This is a genomic window from Nostoc piscinale CENA21, from assembly GCF_001298445.1.
Taxonomy (GTDB): domain Bacteria; phylum Cyanobacteriota; class Cyanobacteriia; order Cyanobacteriales; family Nostocaceae; genus Nostoc_B; species Nostoc_B piscinale_A.
Genome location: NZ_CP012036.1, coordinates 2,936,800 through 2,955,509 on the forward strand (window position 1 = coordinate 2,936,800; position 18,710 = coordinate 2,955,509).

15 protein-coding genes and 1 pseudogene are annotated in these 18,710 nt (G+C 40.9%); 6 read left to right on the forward strand and 10 right to left on the reverse strand.

Annotated features, from left to right (window positions below):
* Positions 1-159: 159 nt before the first annotated feature.
* The 4 genes from cobD to ACX27_RS12725 all read right to left on the reverse strand — a co-directional run bounded on the left by cobD (position 160) and on the right by ACX27_RS12725 (position 3,515).
* A complete protein-coding gene (gene cobD, locus ACX27_RS12715; protein ID WP_062292836.1) occupies positions 160-1,266 on the reverse strand; it encodes a threonine-phosphate decarboxylase CobD in 1,107 nt (368 codons plus the stop codon).
* 26 nt (positions 1,267-1,292) lie between these two features.
* Positions 1,293-1,577, reverse strand: a complete 285-nt coding sequence (locus tag ACX27_RS12720) for an HU family DNA-binding protein (protein ID WP_015111786.1) — start codon at positions 1,575-1,577, stop codon at positions 1,293-1,295.
* A gap of 313 nt (positions 1,578-1,890) precedes the next feature.
* Positions 1,891-2,028 (reverse strand): hypothetical protein, encoded by a 138-nt coding sequence (locus tag ACX27_RS32375; protein ID WP_158507375.1) that lies wholly within the window; start codon positions 2,026-2,028, stop codon positions 1,891-1,893.
* A 95-nt stretch (positions 2,029-2,123) separates the two neighbouring features.
* Complete coding sequence (locus tag ACX27_RS12725; protein WP_062292839.1) at positions 2,124-3,515, reverse strand: amidase; 1,392 nt, start codon at positions 3,513-3,515, stop codon at positions 2,124-2,126.
* 210 nt (positions 3,516-3,725) lie between these two features.
* Between ACX27_RS12725 and ACX27_RS12730 the strand changes: the two genes are divergently transcribed.
* Positions 3,726-4,676 carry a hypothetical protein gene (locus ACX27_RS12730; RefSeq protein WP_144427450.1) on the forward strand — a complete coding sequence of 317 codons (951 nt, stop codon included), beginning with the start codon at positions 3,726-3,728 and terminating at the stop codon, positions 4,674-4,676.
* A gap of 88 nt (positions 4,677-4,764) precedes the next feature.
* Positions 4,765-5,325 carry a hypothetical protein gene (locus tag ACX27_RS12735; protein WP_062292845.1) on the forward strand — a complete coding sequence of 187 codons (561 nt, stop codon included), beginning with the start codon at positions 4,765-4,767 and terminating at the stop codon, positions 5,323-5,325.
* 100 nt (positions 5,326-5,425) lie between these two features.
* On the opposite strand, the gene ACX27_RS12740 is transcribed toward ACX27_RS12735, so the two are convergent.
* Positions 5,426-6,280: an alpha/beta hydrolase gene (locus ACX27_RS12740; RefSeq protein ID WP_062292848.1), complete on the reverse strand. Its 855-nt coding sequence runs from the start codon at positions 6,278-6,280 to the stop codon at positions 5,426-5,428.
* A gap of 612 nt (positions 6,281-6,892) precedes the next feature.
* Between ACX27_RS12740 and ACX27_RS12745 the strand changes: the two genes are divergently transcribed.
* The 4 genes from ACX27_RS12745 to ACX27_RS12760 all read left to right on the forward strand — a co-directional run bounded on the left by ACX27_RS12745 (position 6,893) and on the right by ACX27_RS12760 (position 11,522).
* Positions 6,893-8,761 (forward strand): iron uptake porin, encoded by a 1,869-nt coding sequence (locus tag ACX27_RS12745; protein ID WP_062292850.1) that lies wholly within the window; start codon positions 6,893-6,895, stop codon positions 8,759-8,761.
* Between the two features lie 436 nt (positions 8,762-9,197).
* On the forward strand, positions 9,198-9,407 hold the full coding sequence (locus ACX27_RS12750) for a DUF4089 domain-containing protein (RefSeq protein ID WP_235526612.1): 210 nt from the start codon (positions 9,198-9,200) through the stop codon (positions 9,405-9,407).
* Between the two features lie 99 nt (positions 9,408-9,506).
* On the forward strand, positions 9,507-10,130 hold the full coding sequence (locus ACX27_RS12755; protein ID WP_062292853.1) for a DUF4328 domain-containing protein: 624 nt from the start codon (positions 9,507-9,509) through the stop codon (positions 10,128-10,130).
* Between the two features lie 3 nt (positions 10,131-10,133).
* Positions 10,134-11,522, forward strand: coding sequence for an AtzE family amidohydrolase (locus tag ACX27_RS12760; protein WP_062292855.1), 1,389 nt, complete (start codon positions 10,134-10,136; stop codon positions 11,520-11,522).
* Between the two features lie 109 nt (positions 11,523-11,631).
* Here ACX27_RS12760 and ACX27_RS12765 read toward each other — a convergent pair whose 3' ends face one another.
* The 5 genes and pseudogenes from ACX27_RS12765 to secA form a co-directional block, all read right to left on the reverse strand.
* Positions 11,632-12,561, reverse strand: coding sequence for a threonine aldolase family protein (locus ACX27_RS12765; protein WP_235526613.1), 930 nt, complete (start codon positions 12,559-12,561; stop codon positions 11,632-11,634).
* A complete protein-coding gene (locus ACX27_RS33755; protein WP_235526614.1) occupies positions 12,488-12,688 on the reverse strand; it encodes a beta-eliminating lyase-related protein in 201 nt (66 codons plus the stop codon). The genes ACX27_RS12765 and ACX27_RS33755 overlap by 74 nt, the downstream gene beginning before the upstream one ends.
* 102 nt (positions 12,689-12,790) lie before the next feature.
* A complete protein-coding gene (locus ACX27_RS12770) occupies positions 12,791-13,576 on the reverse strand; it encodes a cupin domain-containing protein (RefSeq protein WP_062292860.1) in 786 nt (261 codons plus the stop codon).
* A gap of 663 nt (positions 13,577-14,239) precedes the next feature.
* Positions 14,240-15,332 (reverse strand): annotated as a pseudogene (locus ACX27_RS12775) (nucleotidyltransferase domain-containing protein).
* A 191-nt stretch (positions 15,333-15,523) separates the two neighbouring features.
* Complete coding sequence (gene secA / locus ACX27_RS12780) at positions 15,524-18,319, reverse strand: preprotein translocase subunit SecA (protein ID WP_062292863.1); 2,796 nt, start codon at positions 18,317-18,319, stop codon at positions 15,524-15,526.
* Between the last annotated feature and the right edge of the window lie 391 nt (positions 18,320-18,710).

Consider the following 18,710-nt stretch of genomic DNA (forward strand, 5'->3'; position numbering starts at 1 on the left):
CCGAACGGTGTAAGGGTTTTGAATAAATACACCCTACACCCCTAAACCTTTTCACCCTTCCCAAAACCTTTGGTTTTTCGTATCACTGCGTAAGTCCTAAGTTAATTGTAGAGACGCTAATCATTTCGTCTCTACAATTGTTAGGTGACGAATTACTTACTAATTGTTCAGTAATGCTTGCAGGGCTGTTAATAAACGTTGGTTATCGGACACAGAACGCACAGCGACACGGAAGAAGCGATCGCCTAATTCTTTAAAGCTCAGGCAATCTCGAATTAAAATCTGATGATCTTGGAGTAATTGTTGCTGTAACTGCAAACTCGATTTTTGTGATGTCACTAATAAAAAGTTGGCAGCACTGGTGTGAGGTTGCAGTCCTGCAATGGCGGCTAAACCTTGAAACAGTTGGTTTCGGGTAGGTGGTAGCCATTGCCAAGTTTGCTGTTGAAAATTTTGGTCGCCGATGACCGCAATGGCGGCGGCCGCAGCGAGATTGTTAACAGGCCAGGGATCGCGCCACGTCTGCCACCGTGACAAACGATCCGGGTGGGCGATCGCATATCCCAGTCTTAGCCCCGGCAGACTGTAAAATTTGGTCAGCGATCGCAACACAACTAAATTTTTATGTTCCTGCACCACGGAAATCAGGCTTTGTTCTGCTTCTGGTGGCACAAAATCCATAAACGCTTCATCCACTACCACTAAGGCAAACTCTTCTAACAGTGGTAAAATTTCCGACCGCGAAAACATTTTACCTGTAGGGTTGTGGGGATTGTTTAACAATAACCCCTGTTGTTTGGTGAGTGAGCGAGGGGGCAGGGGTTGAGGGGTGTGGGGAAGAAAAACTTCACTTTGTCTCCTTGTCTCCTTGTCTCCCTGTCCCAAATTGATCGGGAACTCCAGAACTTTAGCGTTGTAAGCCGTCAAGGTGCGGTAGTAATCACCAAAGGCTGGAGTTAACAAGATTGTTGCAGATAGTTCTGCTAATTCTCTACCTACCAAAGTTAATAATTCTGCGGAACCGTTACCCGGCAAAATCCACTCTGGCGGTAATTGATGGAAGTGACTGAGAGCAAGTCTCAGTTCACTATATTCTGGTTCGGGATAGTGCCTCAGACTACCAATTTGAGATTGAATCGCAGCGATCGCACTATCCGGCGGCCCTAATGGACTGATGCTCGCAGAAAAATCAAGAATAGCATCACGGGGACAGCCAGCCAGTGCTGCTGCCCAGGCTAAATTTCCCCCGTGTGCTGGTTGCTGCATCAAAATCAAAATTCCCCAAACTAAACCTAAGATTTTGGGGGTGCAACTCTTTCTCTAAAGAGTTTACCAGCAGAGAAAGCAGGTACTTTAGTGGCAGGAATTTCCATTTTTTCGTTTGTTTTGGGGTTACGACCTTCACGGGCTTTGCGTTCCCGTGATTCAAAGGAACCAAAACCTACCAGTGTCACTTTATCGCCAGAAGAAACCGCTTCAATAATGGTTTCCAAAGCAGCAGTTAAGACTGCATCTGCTTGTTTTTTGGTAACACTGGCTTTTTCTGCGACTGCATCAACCAATTCGCCCTTGTTCATATAAACTCCTTCAGGTTTAATTGAGATTTCTTTCAGATGCACTGTGTAGCATCTTTACTAAAACCTCTGTTTGCGGAACTACAAAAGTCGTGTTTCGGGAGTATTTTTACTCAAAATCGCTACACATCCCTTCGGCTCGACTTTTCAATGAATCATTCTAAGGTGTAGTAGCCTGAAGTGGATAGATGAAACCGTTAATTTATATGGATTTCAGGATTTTTTGTGTTTTTTAGGGGTGTGTTGCACTCAAAACAACCCTAAAAGTAGGAATAAATACTTAGTAAAAACCCCTGTTGTGAGCGCAACAATTAAATTATTGGGCTAGAGAAAAATCTGTGTAGATGTTTCTTTGCTGCCTAATTTCGCCCATTTTCCCAGGTATGTTTTCCTGAGTAGCGATCGCGCTTAATTTCTCTGGATTCAGGATAGTAAGCTGATTTCGCTCATTCATAATCAGCCAATTTTTGGCTTTGGCATCAATTATTTACGCCCTTGGGTAGTGATTTTAAGACTCCGTGCTGTGTAATCGTAAAATAACTTAACGTTTTACAAGGCTGGACGATGCTGAATCCAAGGTTTTGCGGCTTCAATTTGGGCAGCGAGACTAATTAAAGTAGCTTCCGCCGCAGGTTTACCCACCAGTTGCACACTCATAGGTAGACCATGACTATCAAAACCCACAGGTAATGCGATCGCTGGTTGTCCGGTGGCGTTAGCAGGGGGACAAGGGGCAACCCAACGCATAATATTCTGAAATGTCTCTTCAGGACTCAACGCCGCCCATTCCCCGACACGAATGGGTGAATGTAAATACACAGGCAATACCAACACATCAAAATTCTCGAAAAATGCCACAATTTGCCGGGAGACGATTTGTAATTGGGATAAAGCCCGGAGATATTCAGCCACAGAACCAGTACGCGCCAATAGCCAACGGTTCACAGGCTGTAAAGCTTCCACGGGCAATCCAGAAGCGGCGACTCCCGCTTGCCAAACCATTTGGAATGGTTCGACTAAGCCACTAAAATCTGGGCAGGCTTCTGTAACAGTGTTACCCAATTGTTCTAATAACTGGACTGTTTGCCACACACCTTGCTGGCAGTTCGCGTCAGCCGTTCCCAAAGGTAGGATTTGCGTCGAGAAGGCAATGCGTAAGCCCGAAACTTTGGCTTGGGTAGAGGCGAGAAAAGAAGGTTCAGGATCAGGTAGCCAGTAAGGATCACCCGTGAAGTAACCAGAAATAGCATCTAACATTGCGGCGGCATCTGCCACAGTCCGGGCAATGGGGCCATTAACAGCAATTCCCCCCAAGCGATCGCCTACCGGGGCTTTGGTGACTCTGCCGCGTGATGGTTTAATCCCCACCAAACCACAACAAGCCGCCGGGCCACGAATCGAACCACCACCATCAGAACCTTGAGCGATCGCACATAATCCGGCGGCGACGGCGGCGGCTGCACCACCACTAGAACCGCCGGAAGTATATTCTAAATTCCAAGGATTTCTGGACGGGGGAAAACCTGTGGGTTCGGTGTAAGGAAAGGAACCGATTTCCGAGGTGGCAGTTTTACCCAGAATAATGAACCCTGCCTGTTTAATCCGCGTTACCACTCCATCATCATAATTAGGAATGTTGTTTAATAACGCCGGATTGCCGTAGGTACAAGGCACACCAGCCACCGTGTTGAGGTCTTTAATCGAAATTGGTACACCAAAAAAAGGCGGCAGTTCAGCGGCTGTTGCCAGCATTTCAGTTTTTGCTTGGGCATCAGCGATCGCGAGTTCTGCCGTCACCGTAAAATAACTTCCCAATTGGGGGTTCAACCGCTCAATTCTTTGTAAATATATTTCCACCAACTCCAGTGGCGACACCTCCCGATGGCGGATTAATCGCGCCAACTCCACCGCCGGAGTAAACGCTAAATCAGTTTCATTCATTTTTGACCCTCCGAATTTGAAATTTTAAATTTTTGGTTCAATCCCCTTGCGGAAAAGCTGTGTGGGCGACTTGAGAGGTGTGGCGCAGTCAATCTCAAATCTAAGATTACTTGACTTTATTTAGAAATTGTGCGTCTATCGAAAATTTTTCAATTGAGTTTGTTACTTTCGCAGTAGTTTCGGGAAGTATGAATCAATAGCGCCTCAGATTTGCTATCTATCAGGACGCTGAATCTACCACCAACTAAGACGAAGCTTGTTTTCAAGCTACCACCTTGCTGCATAGTCATTTTAATTGTTTCACATCAACTTTCGGCAAATCCCCAAGGGATATTTATGGCTGATTTAGAAACTCTGGTAAATGAACTACCAAAAATTGTTCATAGTCTGAGGCTAAATATTGGACATGCTCATGACATCATGCAACAAATTGTCATGATTAATCATGCTCAAGAACAACTCCGCAATATTCAAGAAAAAATCAAGTCTAGCCAGTTAGAGAAAACACCGATAACGACAGTTGCTAGTTTAGATTTAGTCCCAAAGCCAGTTATAGATGAAGATTACACAGTCTACATTTATAAATATGATTATCCTGGTTTGCTGACAGCTAAATTTGGGCAATTACCAGTAGATATTTCCCTCAAGCAAATTCAGTCCAAAATCGAAGTATGGATTGATTGGGGTGATTTAATCCAAGCGATCGCGGCAGATATTTTAAGTGATATCCAATTAGTCCAGCAACTTAATATTGATGCTAGTCACGATAGTATTCCTGCCACATTTCAATCTGTAGAAGAAGTTTTAAAAATCCAACTAGTTTTAGATAAACCAAAAATCTTACAACAGCAAATTCAGCAGATTATTCAAGCTCAAGAAGACTCTTTAAAAATTAAGGAAAGATTAGAATTTATTTTTGACAATATTAAGCAAAGCCATAACTTATTGAGTATTTTACTGGGAGTTTCAGCTTTTTGTGGGAAATCCGGCTTTGCTCTAGAGTGGTTAGACGATGATCAAGAGTTAATTATATCTGGTGATGGCAGATTACAAGAATTAACTGACATTATTAATGATTGTGAATTTTATCAAAGTAAAATCGATGCTTTAATTTTGCAGATTAGTACTTTGAGAATTAAATCAGAAAAAAAAATTACCTAAACCCAAAGCTGAACAATGGAAATTATTTGAGTTCAAACCGCTAAAAAAGTTTAAACAACAACACTTAACTCATTATGGTGGAATAGTTGTGGTGAGCTTATTAGCTTTGGGTTTTGGAAGTTGGATAATTAAAATAGAACTTCCCAAACTAGAACAAGTTCGCACTAAATTTAATCAAGAAGAAACTGCGATCGCTAATTTAAAAGCCGCGCAAAATCTAGGTTTAGAAGCCTCTGGATTAGTACAATCACCTCCCCACCCTTTAGTTGTTTGGCAACAAGCCGAATCTAAATGGCTAGAAGCAATCAGATTACTAGAAAATATCCCTCAAAAGACATCAGTTTTTATTAAAGTGAAAGATAAATTAGTGCGTTATCGCTTAAATCATCAAGCAATCAGTCAAAAAGTAACTACTGAAAAACAAGCCCTAGATAATTTAGCAACAGCCCATAAATTAGCCATCGAAGCCAACTTTTTGATTCAAAGTTCACCTCATTCTCGTTCAGTCCGCCGACAAGCAAAATCTAAATGGCAACAGGCAATTAATATTTTAAAGGTAATTCCTGCTAATACATTTGTGTCGCAACAAGCTAAAGAAACACTGGTGAATTATCAAGCAAATTATCGAGAAATTAGTAAAAATATCTAAATAATCTAGGACTCATATTTGATATGTGAACAACAGAGACAAGGATAACAGGGTAGACAAGGGAAAAGATGTTTATCAATCATTTAAGATTGCTATATTCTTAATTAGATAGCAAATGGCCTTCCAACCAACTTTCTAAATCAGCTAAAACTTCTTGATAATTGAGGTCATCTTGTAGTTCATGATATGCGTCTGGATAGACAATTATAGTCTTATCTTGACAAGTAGTTAGTTGCTCATAAAAAATCTGACTTCCTTCTGGTAATGTAATTCTGTCCGCGCCACCGTGAAGAATTAATAATGGTAATTTCCATTCGTTAGTATGATGATTAATCCAATTAACAGTGTTCAAAAACTCTGTTGCTAAACGAGCCGTTCCTAAAGTATGTCGTAAAGTATCTTGAGCATAGATAGCTAAAACTTTTTCATCTCTTGCACCAGCAGATAAATCAAGGCCAGTATTTAAAGTAAACCTTGGCCATACCCGTGATAGCAATTGTCCCAGTAATAGCTTAATCTGTGATACACCAACTTTTCCTAAGCTTGGCGCAAGAAGAATTACACCTTGCAGAACAGCCGCAGCTTGGGGATAACGCAAAACATAATCTAAAACAATAATTGAACCCAAACTATGTCCTAATAGAAAAATTGGTAATTTTGGGTGTTGAGATTGAATTAATTCTAAAAAAGTTCGCAAATCTTCGCGGAATTCTGCCCAAGAATTAATATATCCTCTTTGACCTGGAGAACGTCCGTGACCACGCAAGTCAAAGCTATAAACAGCATATTGTTTAGGGATAAAATGCTGAACTATGTTATTGTATTTGCTACTATGACCTCCCAAACCATGCACAATCACTAATACAGCTTTGATATTACTTGTTGGTTGCCAGCTTTGGTAATATAGGTCAACTTCACCAATACTCCGAAATATACTTTCGCTGTGGTCAATCATAAAATGAATTTTGCAATTTCTCTCTACAATTTATAAGAGCAATTTTTCATTTTTTACCAATAATTAAAATTTGTATATCCTTCTCTAGTCTACAGAGGTATAAGTTTATCTGTCTGTTTACATCTGCGTAGCCTCTGACAAGCCGCTAAAGACTCTACATCTGCGTTCGTCTGTCTTGAAAAGTTTGCTCAAGTCGGCAGAGCCGCCCACACAACTTTTCGGTGCGTTTATCTGCGGTTAATGACTCTTGCTCATACCTCACTAGTATAAGGATTTCTAAAATTACATTGTTGAATATTTTGGATTTATCAAAATTGCTAGGTTCCGATCTCCGACTTCTTTAAGAAGTCGGGAATCTTAATTTCCAGGGATTATCTATGATTACTATAGATTTTTTTAAATGATTAAAATAAGTTTATCAAAACAATTAGAACTATCAATCATTGCTAATGATATTTTTTTTATCCAAATAGTATTTACTAGATTTTATGATCTGCGGTAATTACCTATGAGAAGCAAGATGGTTTAGCGCAATCCACTTGGCGATGGTTCATAACTGTCAAATATCGTAGATAAATTTTTTTTAATATTCTATATCTGTGAGGAGTTGTCATGGCTAAGTATCTCCTAGCTTCTGCTAGTGGAGCTAGTTTTTTATGTTTAATTAACGGATTGTTACCCATACAAGCACTAGCAACCTCCGTACAAATAGATAATAATTCCTTGGTAAATGTTCCTCAAAAATCAGCAATTATCAACAGCCAAGTTGCTGCTCATGAAACTAAGTTGATTCTAGCCGATGGTAGCCAACCAGAATCACCAGCTATCAAAGGTGAGCCAGAGGTACAAGATTCCTCGCAGTCTTATGAGTCACAGACATCAGACAATAACGAAAGCGCCCAAGTAACATCTGTATCACAATTATCTGATGTGCAACCAACTGATTGGGCTTTTCAAGCCTTACAATCTTTGGTTGAACGCTATGGTTGTATTGCTGGTTATCCCAATGGTACTTATCGTGGCAATCGTGCTATGACTCGTTATGAGTTTGCAGCAGGCTTAAATGCTTGTTTAGAAAGAGTTAACGAACTCATCGCTACAGCCACTTCTGATTTAGTTAAAAAAGAAGATTTAGCAACCTTACAAAAATTACAAGAAGATTTTTCAGCAGAACTCGCAACTCTCCGGGGACGAGTGGATGCACTAGAAGCACGCACCGCCGAACTAGAAGCCAATCAATTTTCTACTACTACTAAACTCAATGGCGAGGTAATTGTTGCAGGTATTGGTGCGACAGGTGGCGCACCTAATCAGGGTGATCCTAATATTATCTTGGTGAACAGAGTCCGATTAAATCTCAACACTAGCTTTACCGGGAAAGATTTACTAATCACGGGTTTACAAGCTTATAACTTTTTGGGTGGTATAGATGGAAGTGGTAGCTTGCAACAAGGTTTAGGATTAGCTTCGGATTTACTGACTGCTAGTAGTGCGAGAACAAGTTTTGAACCGCTGTTTCCTGGTTTGGACGTAAAAACGTTATCAGATCTGTCAGCTAACAGTATACAACTATATAAGTTACTGTATGTTTTTCCAGTCGCGGATAAATTAACTTTGTTTGCGGGAACTGCGGCGGAAGCAACAGATGCTTTTCCTGCTATCACACCTTTTTATGGTGAAGGAAATGAGTCGATTTCGCGGTTTGCAGGTTTAAATCCTGTGGCGCGAGTCTCTGGAGGGACTTCGGGAACTGGTTTAGCATCGGCGGCGGGATTTATTTTTAGTATTTCTCCCCAATTAGATTTCAGAGCTTTATACGGCAGCGTCAACGCCAACATACCACAAGAAGCAGGTGATATTGTTCCTGGAGTTTCTAATACGCCTTTGGGTGCGGGTGTATTTGGTGGTAGTAATGTGATTAGCACTCAATTAACCTTCAAACCTACTAGTTCCATAGATGTGGGTTTAAACTATGCCCACAGTTATCACGAAATTAATATCTTAGGTACGGGATTAGTTCGTGATGATATTGGCGCATTAGCTGGCGTTGATTTAGGAACACCTGTCACACTTAATTCTGTTGGTGGTACGGTAACTTGGCGCTTTTCTCCCAAGGTTGCTTTGTCTGGTTACGGTGCTGCAATGTTTGTGGATGCTTCTTCTGGTGGTGATGTTAATGCTTCCACTACCTTTACTAGCTGGATGGTAGGGCTGCACTTTAATGATTTGTTTAAATCAGGGAATAATGCAGGGATTATTTTTGGACAACCGTTGTTTCGCTCGGATGCTAATGGTGAGGCACAACTAGCTCCAGATGGGGTAAACCGTGCTACTCCTTACCATTTAGAGGCGTATTATCGCTTTAAGCTTACAGATAATATCAGCATTACTCCCGGTGCTTTTGTATTGTTTAACCCTGAAGGTGATAGCAGAAATGAAACTACAACGGTAGGTGTTCTGCGGAGTACGTTTACTTTTTAGGGAAGAATTCAGGAGTCATACTAATTTTTTTATGAAGCTGCATAGAATCAGATCCCCCCTAGCCCCCCTTCAAAAGGGGGGAACCGGAAAAACATATATCAAAGTCCCCCTTAAAAAGGGGGATTTAGGGGGATCGAAATATGTGCAACTTCACATTAAATGGGTATCAGAAGTCAGAAGACAGAATGATTAGTAAATCAAGCTTTTGCTAAACAGAGATGCTCATAGTCTAGAACTATGAGCCATTAAATTGCGATCGCTGCTGAGAGACGATTGATAAAGTAAATCTAAGGTAGGGTATATTAGGCGCTCGTATAATATTTGTTGTGATTAATTAGCTCACAATCTCCGCCTAACATACCCTACAAGAACTTTTACTTTGATAAATAACCTCTGACTTCTGTATTCTGTATACTTGCCTTTTGAAGATTTTAGAATGGGAAAGTTGCTCAAAAATATGCAAAATCAAGAATTAGATTTCAATAAATATGTTGAGCAAGCTGCTTTACTATTAGATTTGCCAATCAATGATGAATATTATGAGGGAGTGGTAGCAAATTTTGCCAGGATTCAAGCGATCGCTCAACTAGTCAATTCTTTTTCTCTACCCGCAGAAGTTGAAGCCGCGCCAGTATTTGAACCATAGTTAATCATCCTCTTCTTGATGCCTCACGTAAATGCACTGAGTTTTGATGATAACTATCAAGATTAAGATATTAGCCGATAATGCCATTGGAAAAATGCCATGACGAATTTCAATGCTGCTGGTTCTTTGAAGTCTGCGGCTATCGGCAAATTTTTGGTGCGGGTGCTGTGGGTAGTGGTGGGAGTTGGGATTGTTTCGACGTTGTTCTCGTTGTTAGCTGTCATCGCGCAGCCAGTTTATCAAATATTGGCGAGTTTAGATGGAGTAGTATCAATAGTTGCGTTGCTGACGAGCGTCGCTTCAATTATTATTTTTTTGATTTGGCTACATCGTATCCATACAGATTTAAAAAATCTCTTTCAAGAATATCCGATTACCCCAGGGGGTGCGATCGCTAGATTTTTGATTCCTATATACAGCCTTTGGGGTATAGCGAATACTTTATCCACCTTTGCGGACAAATTTAAACCAGAAGGTGGCGATTTAACTAGTGCAGGTGAACAAGTGCGATCGTTAATAGCTCCCCTTTATAGTTTTATGATAGGCTCAAGGGCAGTCAATCGCGTTGTTTTTGAAGCTTATAAACATCCTGAAGATAAATTTCTGCCTGTGTGGCTGTTATTATCTTGCTTTTTAGATTTAGGTTTTACCATTGTCTTATTGCAACTCATCAAAACTATGCGAACTGCTGTGACTCAAAAAGCTAAACGCACCGTTGCCTAAGTGATGAATTTAGATTTAGCTGATGCCTTATCAATAGCGGCTGCTGTATGCAGTGGTCAAGTGAGTGCGATCGCAGTTACTCAAGCTGCACTCACAAAAATTGCCACCATAGACCACAAAATTAACAGTTTTACCACTGTCACTACAGAAACAGCTTTAGCAGATGCAGCCAAAATTGATCAAGAAATCGCCCAAGGTAATCATCCAGGGTTACTGGCTGGTGTACCTTTTGCTGTGAAAAATCTGTTTGATATTGCTGGTGTGACTACCTTAGCTGGTGCAAAAATTAATGCCAAAAATCTCCCAGCTACCCAAGATGCAACCGCAGTCGCCAAGTTGAAACAAGCTGGTGCTGTGCTGGTTGGCGCTTTAAATATGGATGAGTACGCCTATGGATTTGTCACAGAAAACTTTCATTATGGTGCTACTCATAACCCTCATGATTTACAACGCATCGCAGGTGGTTCCTCTGGTGGTTCGGCGGCGGCGGTGGCGGCTGGCTTAGTTCCCTTTAGCCTCGGTTCTGATACCAACGGTTCCATTCGTGTACCAGCAGCATTATGTGGTGTGTTTGGTTTTAAACCAACTTATGGCAGGTTATCCCGTGCAGGTGTTGCTTTATTTTCGAGTAGTTTTGACCATATTGGCAGTTTTGCCCGTTCTGTAAGGGATACGGCGGCGATTTTTGATGTGCTGCAAGGAGAAGATGAACGTGATCCGATTTGTAGCCAACGTCCGCCAGAGTTGTGTTTACCCCAACTCCATCAAGATATTTCTCATCTGGGAATTGCCATAGCCGATGATTATTTTATTCAAGGTGCAACCCCAGAAGCTTTAGCCGCAGTTCACAAAGTTGCAGAGGCTTTGGGAGTAACTAAATCTGTCACTATCCCCGAAGCTAAACGTGCGCGTGCAGCAGCTTTTGTAATTTCCGCCAGCGAAGGTGCAAATCTGCATTTAGATAAATTGCGATCGCGCCCCCAAGATTTTGATCCCGCAACTCGCGATCGCTTTTTGGCTGGGGCGTTAATTCCCAGTAGTTGGTACATACAAGCCCAACGATTTCGCCGTTGGTACCGCGATCAAGTCCGCACAGTTTTTCAAAATGTCGATATCATTCTTGCTCCCACCACACCCATTTCTGCACCATTCATCGGTCAGCAGACAATGAATTTAAATGGTGAGGAAATCTTAGTGCGTCCACATTTAGGATTATTTACCCAACCCTTATCTTTTATTGGCTTACCTGTTTTATCAGTGCCAATTCACCATCCAGATGCTTTACCTTTAGGTGTGCAGATTATCGCCGCACCTTATCATGAAGCGTTAATCTTGCAAGTAGCAGCATTTTTAGAGTCCCAAGGGGTAATATCGTGTCCGGTAAAAGACTGATCATCAAGATAGTCCCGATGAAACAAGTTTCATAGCCAAGCATGAAAGTGGGACTAGCATTTTTACTCAGCACTTTCAAGTCAGCAGAGGACAGAAAGCAAGAATTTCTCTAGTTTTTGACTTTTTCAGAAGATTTTGCAATCTCGTAAATAGCATTAATCGCAACATCAATATCAGCCCGCGAAACATCTAAATGTGTGACGGCTCGAATCGAATTACCAACAGCTCCCATTTTGACACCATGCTCTTGTAATAAAGCCAAAAATTGAGCTTTGTCAATTCCAAGTCCAGATACATCAAAGAAAACAATATTTGTCTCTGGTTGGGAATTTTGGACTGTAATTCCATTAATTTCACTCAGTTTTTTAGCCAAGTGAGTTGCATTATCGTGGTCTTCTTGTAAACGTTCAATATGATGGTCTAGTGCATACAGACAACCTGCGGCCACAATCCCAGCTTGACGCATTGCGCCACCAAAAATATGTTTATATCGGCGTGCTTGGGCGATAAATTCTTTGGTACCTGCCAAAACTGCACCGATGGGTGCGCCCAGTCCTTTAGTAAAATCAATCCACACAGAATCAACACAGGCGGCAAAATCTTTGGCTGGAGTTTGCGATGCAATCACAGCATTTAATAATCTTGCTCCATCCATGTGAGTCGCTAAACCTTTTTGCCTGGAAAAATCGCACACTGCACGTAGTTCATCTAATTGCCAAACTGAACCACCGCCAAAATTGTGGGTTTGCTCAACACACAATAAGCGGGGATTTGCTGAGTAAAGGTAAGGTGCAGTTGCTACTCTTGCCAATGCTTGCGCCACAGCATCGACTGTAAAAATTCCCTTCTCGCTGGCAATTGCTTCCATCAATACACCAGAAGTCATGGCTGCCCCCCCCGATTCGGCGCGAATAATGTGTGTCATTTGTTCTACTAGCACCAAATCCGCAGGGCGAGTGTGAGTTTTAATGGCGACAAAGTTGCAAATGGTTCCACAGGCGAAAAAAAAGAGCCGCTTCTTTGCCGAGTAAATCTGCAACTCGTTCTAGTAATAAATTAACAGTCGGATCTTCCCCTTTCTGCTCGTCTCCGACCTCTGCATTAGCGATCGCCTGTCGCATCGCCTGTGTCGGCTTTGTTTCAGTATCGCTTGTTAATAAAATCATCAGCACTCCTAGAGCAGAAATATATTAGTTTGACTGTGCATAAATTGGAAAATAAGACTGCCTTGACATTAATCCAATCAAAAGGCAGTCCTGATTCAGTTGTTATTTCGTTCTAATTGCATCTATAACTTTCGCGGAAGTTTTTCCCACAAAAGTGTTATTTAACATTGTATGAGAATCATCTGTCGGGCCAACATCAGAATCTGGATGATAAATAATAATTCTTAAGGAATCATCAATTGCCGAGAAGCTATGTAACTTGTTTTCGGGCAAACAGAATACTGTTCCTGGCTCCATTTTGAAAGTTCCTTCATCTACCTGACAAGTGCCATTACCCTCAGCTACAAGTCCAATTCGTAATGAAGGATGAGTATGGGGAGTTTGCGACACACCAGGAGGAACATAGAGGAAATTCAAACAAGGTTCACCACGTCTTAAAGGATTAATCAGTACTGTTGAAGAGCAACCATCAATATAATTTAATCTTCCTAATGGTTCAATTGGCCCGCCAATGGTGAAAAGTCCAGTGTAATTCAGTCTTGTTGCAACTAATACTTTTCCTGAACCATTTAAAGAAAAGTTTCCTGGAACTGCGGCAAAGGTATTTTTCTGCAAAAAAAACTCTCCATTACAGCTTTTGAGAGTAACTTCGCCTTCAGAAACAAATAAGTAGTGTGTGTCCTGTTCACTTTCATTAACTTCAATAGAATCAATCACCCAATAAGCACGCGATGGATGATTTGCCATTGTGTAGTCAAGTTTTCTTGCTTCTAGGAATTGCTGACAGTAAAACTTTTGCTCTGACTGTATAGAAATGCTGAATAGTTCCGACTCAAGAGCAATATTTGCAACTTGTTCTTGTAATGTTGTTGTGGTTACTTGTTGCATAATTTATTGATGTATTTTTGCCTTAATTAGACCAAAATTTCCGAATGCAATATTGGAATCTATTCTTTACCTGGGGTTGAAAATTAAATTGAGACTTACGTGAAATATGATGTTCTAGCTGGGAAAATTTGTTTATTTGCTAATTAAAAGCATGAAAAATCGACATATTCCTCTTTAGCTACTGCTAGAAAAGGCAATATATCAAAAGTTTATAAAGCTTGAATTTCCAAATATTACTGACAAACGCTAATCAATATCAAAAAATCAAGCATCAAACTTTCGATTAATAATGCAAAATCTAGTATTTGGCTTGGAATTATTTATTCTGAAAATGACAGAGGAATAAATATTTTCGATGATTTTATATTGACCAGAAGACTGTAGTAACACTACTGATGTACACAAAATCATCATAGTACATTTACTTAAGCCCTTCTCTAAAGATTACATAAAGAATCAGTATAAATATTTTTAATTATTGTGTTGATTTTATGTTATTGTGTTTAAATTGCCCTTTTATATAAAGTTTTAAAAATCTTCAAACCAATTTGGATCATGCAATACAGGCTATTATTTTTATTGCATTTATGTCAGTATCATACTCAAATTCACAAAACTAGATATTGTCAGACTTGCGTAATTTAGAATTAGCTATTGGTATAACTAACTCCATCCTTGCATTTCCACTAAGTCTATACATAGTTGATTAATTGTTTCCAAATCAGGTTTAGCAGGTAGAGTTGATTTATCATACACAGCATCCATTTGCGCTACTAAATTTTCTGCCATTTGCATCACCTGTTCATAACTGTATTCGCCTTTGAGAATAGCTTTTAAATCATCAACATCTCCAGCCATTCTTCTATCAACAATTAATTCTCCTCGCTGCAATATTTCTAAGCCACTGCGAAGTAATCTAATGCAGTGCATTCCATGTTTCAGATCAAATCCAGACTTTTTTTTCCATTTCGGCTCTCGCTGGATTGCGATTTTCTTGCCAAGATAAATATGCTTTCCATTCTCGCACAGCAATTTGATAACTTTGACTTTTTTGCAGCAGTCTAATAAAATCTTTCCGACCATAAGTTAAATTTTCGGTATATTCTAAAGCTTCATTGGGTAAAGCATATTGTTTGAGTACGCCTTTAAAATCAATATCGGCTGTTAATAATTGATATAATTGCTCGGCTTCTTCTAAAAACTCAATTCGCCCTCTAATTAATAAGTAAAGATACTCCAAAAAAGCATTTAACTCATCTTTAGTGAGGGGTTCTTCATTTTCTATCCCATAATCAGCAGGTAGTGGCTTTTTTTGTGGTGGATTTAATAACCATTTGCGATGGGTTTCCATTTTTTTTATTTGAGCAAAAGCATAACCTGTATAAGTATGCCTAACTTTCTTCGTTAAAAATAAATTTCTGTGTTTGATTAAATATTGACCAACTTCTGTTAACACCGGATATTTATGTAACCACAGCAATTCCAAAACATTAGGATTTGCCCCTGCTAATAATTGCAGGATTTTTCTTAATTCATAAATAACTGTATCTTTATTTCCATCAATAAATGGAAATATCCCCGGTTCATCCCAACCAGCATCTTTTTGTTCGATATTATCAAATCCCAAATAATATCTTTTAGGCGCAATAAACACACCCCGGAAATCAAAATCGGAGTCAGGGCGATTTAACCCATAACCGTGACTACCTGCTAAACCAATCAAAATGCTTCTTTGTTCGACTTCTATTCTTTTCATATCAAATGATTAAAATAGCAATCGTAACTCATATTGCAGGTTACAGAATTAACTATTTTAAAAAAATTTAAGATGGTGGGGTGGTGTTGCGCTACGCAACAACATACCCTACTAAAATTGAAACGCAAAGACGCTCAAAAACTCTTTGAGCGTCTTTGCGCCGTTGCGCGATATTAATCTTTATTTCTCTATCACACCATTTCAGATGATGTTTGCACCATTGGTTGCGGTTGCGGTTGGAACATGAACAAGGAGTAAACTACATCTCGGCGGATGTTGACCATCATATCAAGGAATAGTTCATAACCTTCGCTCTTGTATTCAATTAGCGGGTCTTTTTGACCATAACCACGCAAACCTACAGACTCGCGTAAAGCATCCATTTGTTGCAGGTGTTCGCGCCACAAGGTATCAATACGCTGCAAGATAAAGAAGCGTTCGGCTTGGCGCATCAGTCCTGGTTGAACTTGGTCAATTTGCGCTTCTTTCATGTCGTAGGCAATTCGCACTTGTTCGTGGAGAAATGCTTTAATCTCACTGACAGACATATCCTCTAGTTGACTTGCCTGCATATCTGATAGCAAGTAGACGAATTCTTTGACTTTATCAACCAGTTTTTCTAATTCCCATTCTTCTGAGGGTAAATCTGGGTTGATGTAATAGTCAACGATGTCGTCCATCGTTTTTTCAGCGTATTTAATGACTTGTTCTTTTAAGTCTTGCCCTTCTAAAACCCGACGACGTTCAGCATAGATGGCGCGACGTTGGTTGTTCATTACCTCGTCGTACTCAAATACTTGTTTACGGATATCGTAGTAGTAGGTTTCGACTTTTTTCTGTGCGCCTTCTAAGCTGCGAGTCAGCATTCCCGACTCGATGGGCATATCTTCTTCGACTTGGAAGGCGTTCATTAAGCCAGCAACGCGATCGCCACCAAAGATCCGCAACAAGTTATCCTCTAAACTGAGGAAGAATCTTGTGGAACCAGGGTCGCCTTGTCTACCAGCGCGTCCCCGCAACTGGTTGTCAATGCGGCGTGACTCGTGACGTTCTGTACCAATTACGTGCAGACCACCAATTTCGACAACGTTTTTGTGTTCGCTGTCGGTGAACTGTTCATACTCATGTTTGATGCGGTTGTAAGCTTCCCGCAATTTCTGAATTACTGGGTCTGATGTGGGTGCTTTTTCTGCTGCCACTGCCACCTTATCTTCGGCTTCGAGTTCTGGTAAACTGCGATCGCCATATTCCCGCACTGCAAAATCAACTGCTTCTTTCAGCAATTTTTCGGTTTCTTTAGAAAGTTGGGTGGGGAAAATTTCTGGTGAAGCTTTCCAAGTTTTGACTTTTTTCCCAGGTGTAAAACCTTGGCCACCACCGTGTCCTGTAGGCATACTACCGCTTGCCCTTTGTACACCAAACACATCTTCGTCTTCTGGTTGGACGATGCGTGGCATAAAATATTCCCGCAATTTCAACCGCGCCATGTATTCGGAGTTACCGCCGAGGATGATGTCTGTACCTCGACCCGCCATGTTGGTCGCAATGGTAAGAGCGCCTCTACGTCCTGCCTGAGCGACAATTTCCGCTTCCCGTTCCACGTTTTCGGGGCGGGCATTGAGCAATTCGTGGGGAATACCAGCTTGTTTCAACAATTGGCTGAGATATTCTGATTTTTCTACACTAGTGGTTCCTACGAGTACAGGGCGACCAAGTTCGTGCATTTCGGCACATTCTCTAGCGATCGCTGTCCATTTACCCGCCTCTGTCTTAAACACCAAATCTGACAAATCTTGCCGTTTTCTGATGCGGTTAGTCGGAATGATACTGACTTCTAGTTTGTAAATTTTTTCAAACTCAGCTTCTTCAGTCTTAGCCGTTCCGGTCATCCCGCCTAATTTGGGATACAGCAAGAACAAGTTTTGATAAGTAATTGTGGCTAGAGTTTGAGTTTCCGGCTGAATTTCTACGTGTTCTTTGGCTTCAATGGCTTGGTGTAGACCATCACTCCAACGCCGTCCCGGTAATACCCGTCCGGTAAATTCGTCTACAATGACGACCTCACCATTCCGAACGATGTAATTGACATCCTTTAAGAATAATTCTTTGGCTTTAATTGCATTAAATACAAAGTGCGCCCAAGGATCTTCCGGGTCAAATAAATCTGTGACACCTAAAAGCTCTTCTGCTTCCGCAAAGCCTTCATCAGTCAACAACACGTTACGAGCTTTTTCATCTACCTCGTAATGGTCATCTTTTCTCAGCGTCAGGGCGATTTCCGCCGCTTGTAAATATTTTTCTGTTGGTCTTTCTACCTGACCAGAAATAATCAGTGGTGTCCGGGCTTCATCAATTAAAATTGAGTCTACTTCGTCGATAACACAATAGTTAAACGGACGTTGCACCACATCAGCCATTGAAGTGGCCATGTTATCGCGCAGGTAGTCAAAGCCGACTTCACTATTGGTAACGTAAGTAATATCACATTCGTAGTTTTTCTGGCGCTCGCTGGGGTTCATGGTCGCTTGAATTAGTCCCACACTCAAGCCGAGGAAGCGATGCACCTGTCCCATCCACTCCGCGTCCCGGCGAGCGAGGTAATCGTTGACAGTAACGACATGGACACCCTTACCAGTGAGAGCATTTAAATAACTAGGCAAGGTTGCTACCAGGGTTTTGCCTTCCCCGGTTTTCATTTCCGCAATTTGTCCAGTGTGCAGGATGATACCACCTAACATCTGGACATCAAAGTGTCGCAACCCTAAGACTCGCCGTCCTGCTTCTCTAACCACGGCAAATGCTTCTGGCAAAATATCATCCAGAGTTTCACCCTTAGCAAGACGCTGTTTGAATTCTCCGGTTTTACCTTTTAATTCCTCATCAGAGAGAGCTTTAATTTCTTCCTCTAAGAGATTAATTTCCGTGATGTAAGGTTGGTATTTTTTCAGCTTACGAGCGTTGGGATCGCCCAACAGGAGTTTTAGCATGGCGGTTATGGAACTAAATCAAGGGGGATGGGAAATATAGCTTTGGTATTGATTATAAGAATTTAACCTAACCCAGCTTTTTTAGTAGGAGATGGGTAGGAAATGAAAATTCACTCAAAAACACAAAAACGTAGATGAAATAAATCTACTAAAAGATTTGCTTTTATTTTACGTTTGATATCGAAACTCTATTAATACTATCATTTCGCCCGAAACTGAAGCAGTGAACCCCGACCATACGAAAGTAGCAATGCCCGATTAGTAGGAGGCAGGGGGCAGATGGCAGGAGGCAGTCTCAATGAAACTTATTTCATAACCAAGTATGAAAGTGTTACTAGTATTTTTACTCAGCACTTAGCACTTTCAAGCCAGGAGTTATATGGATGATATT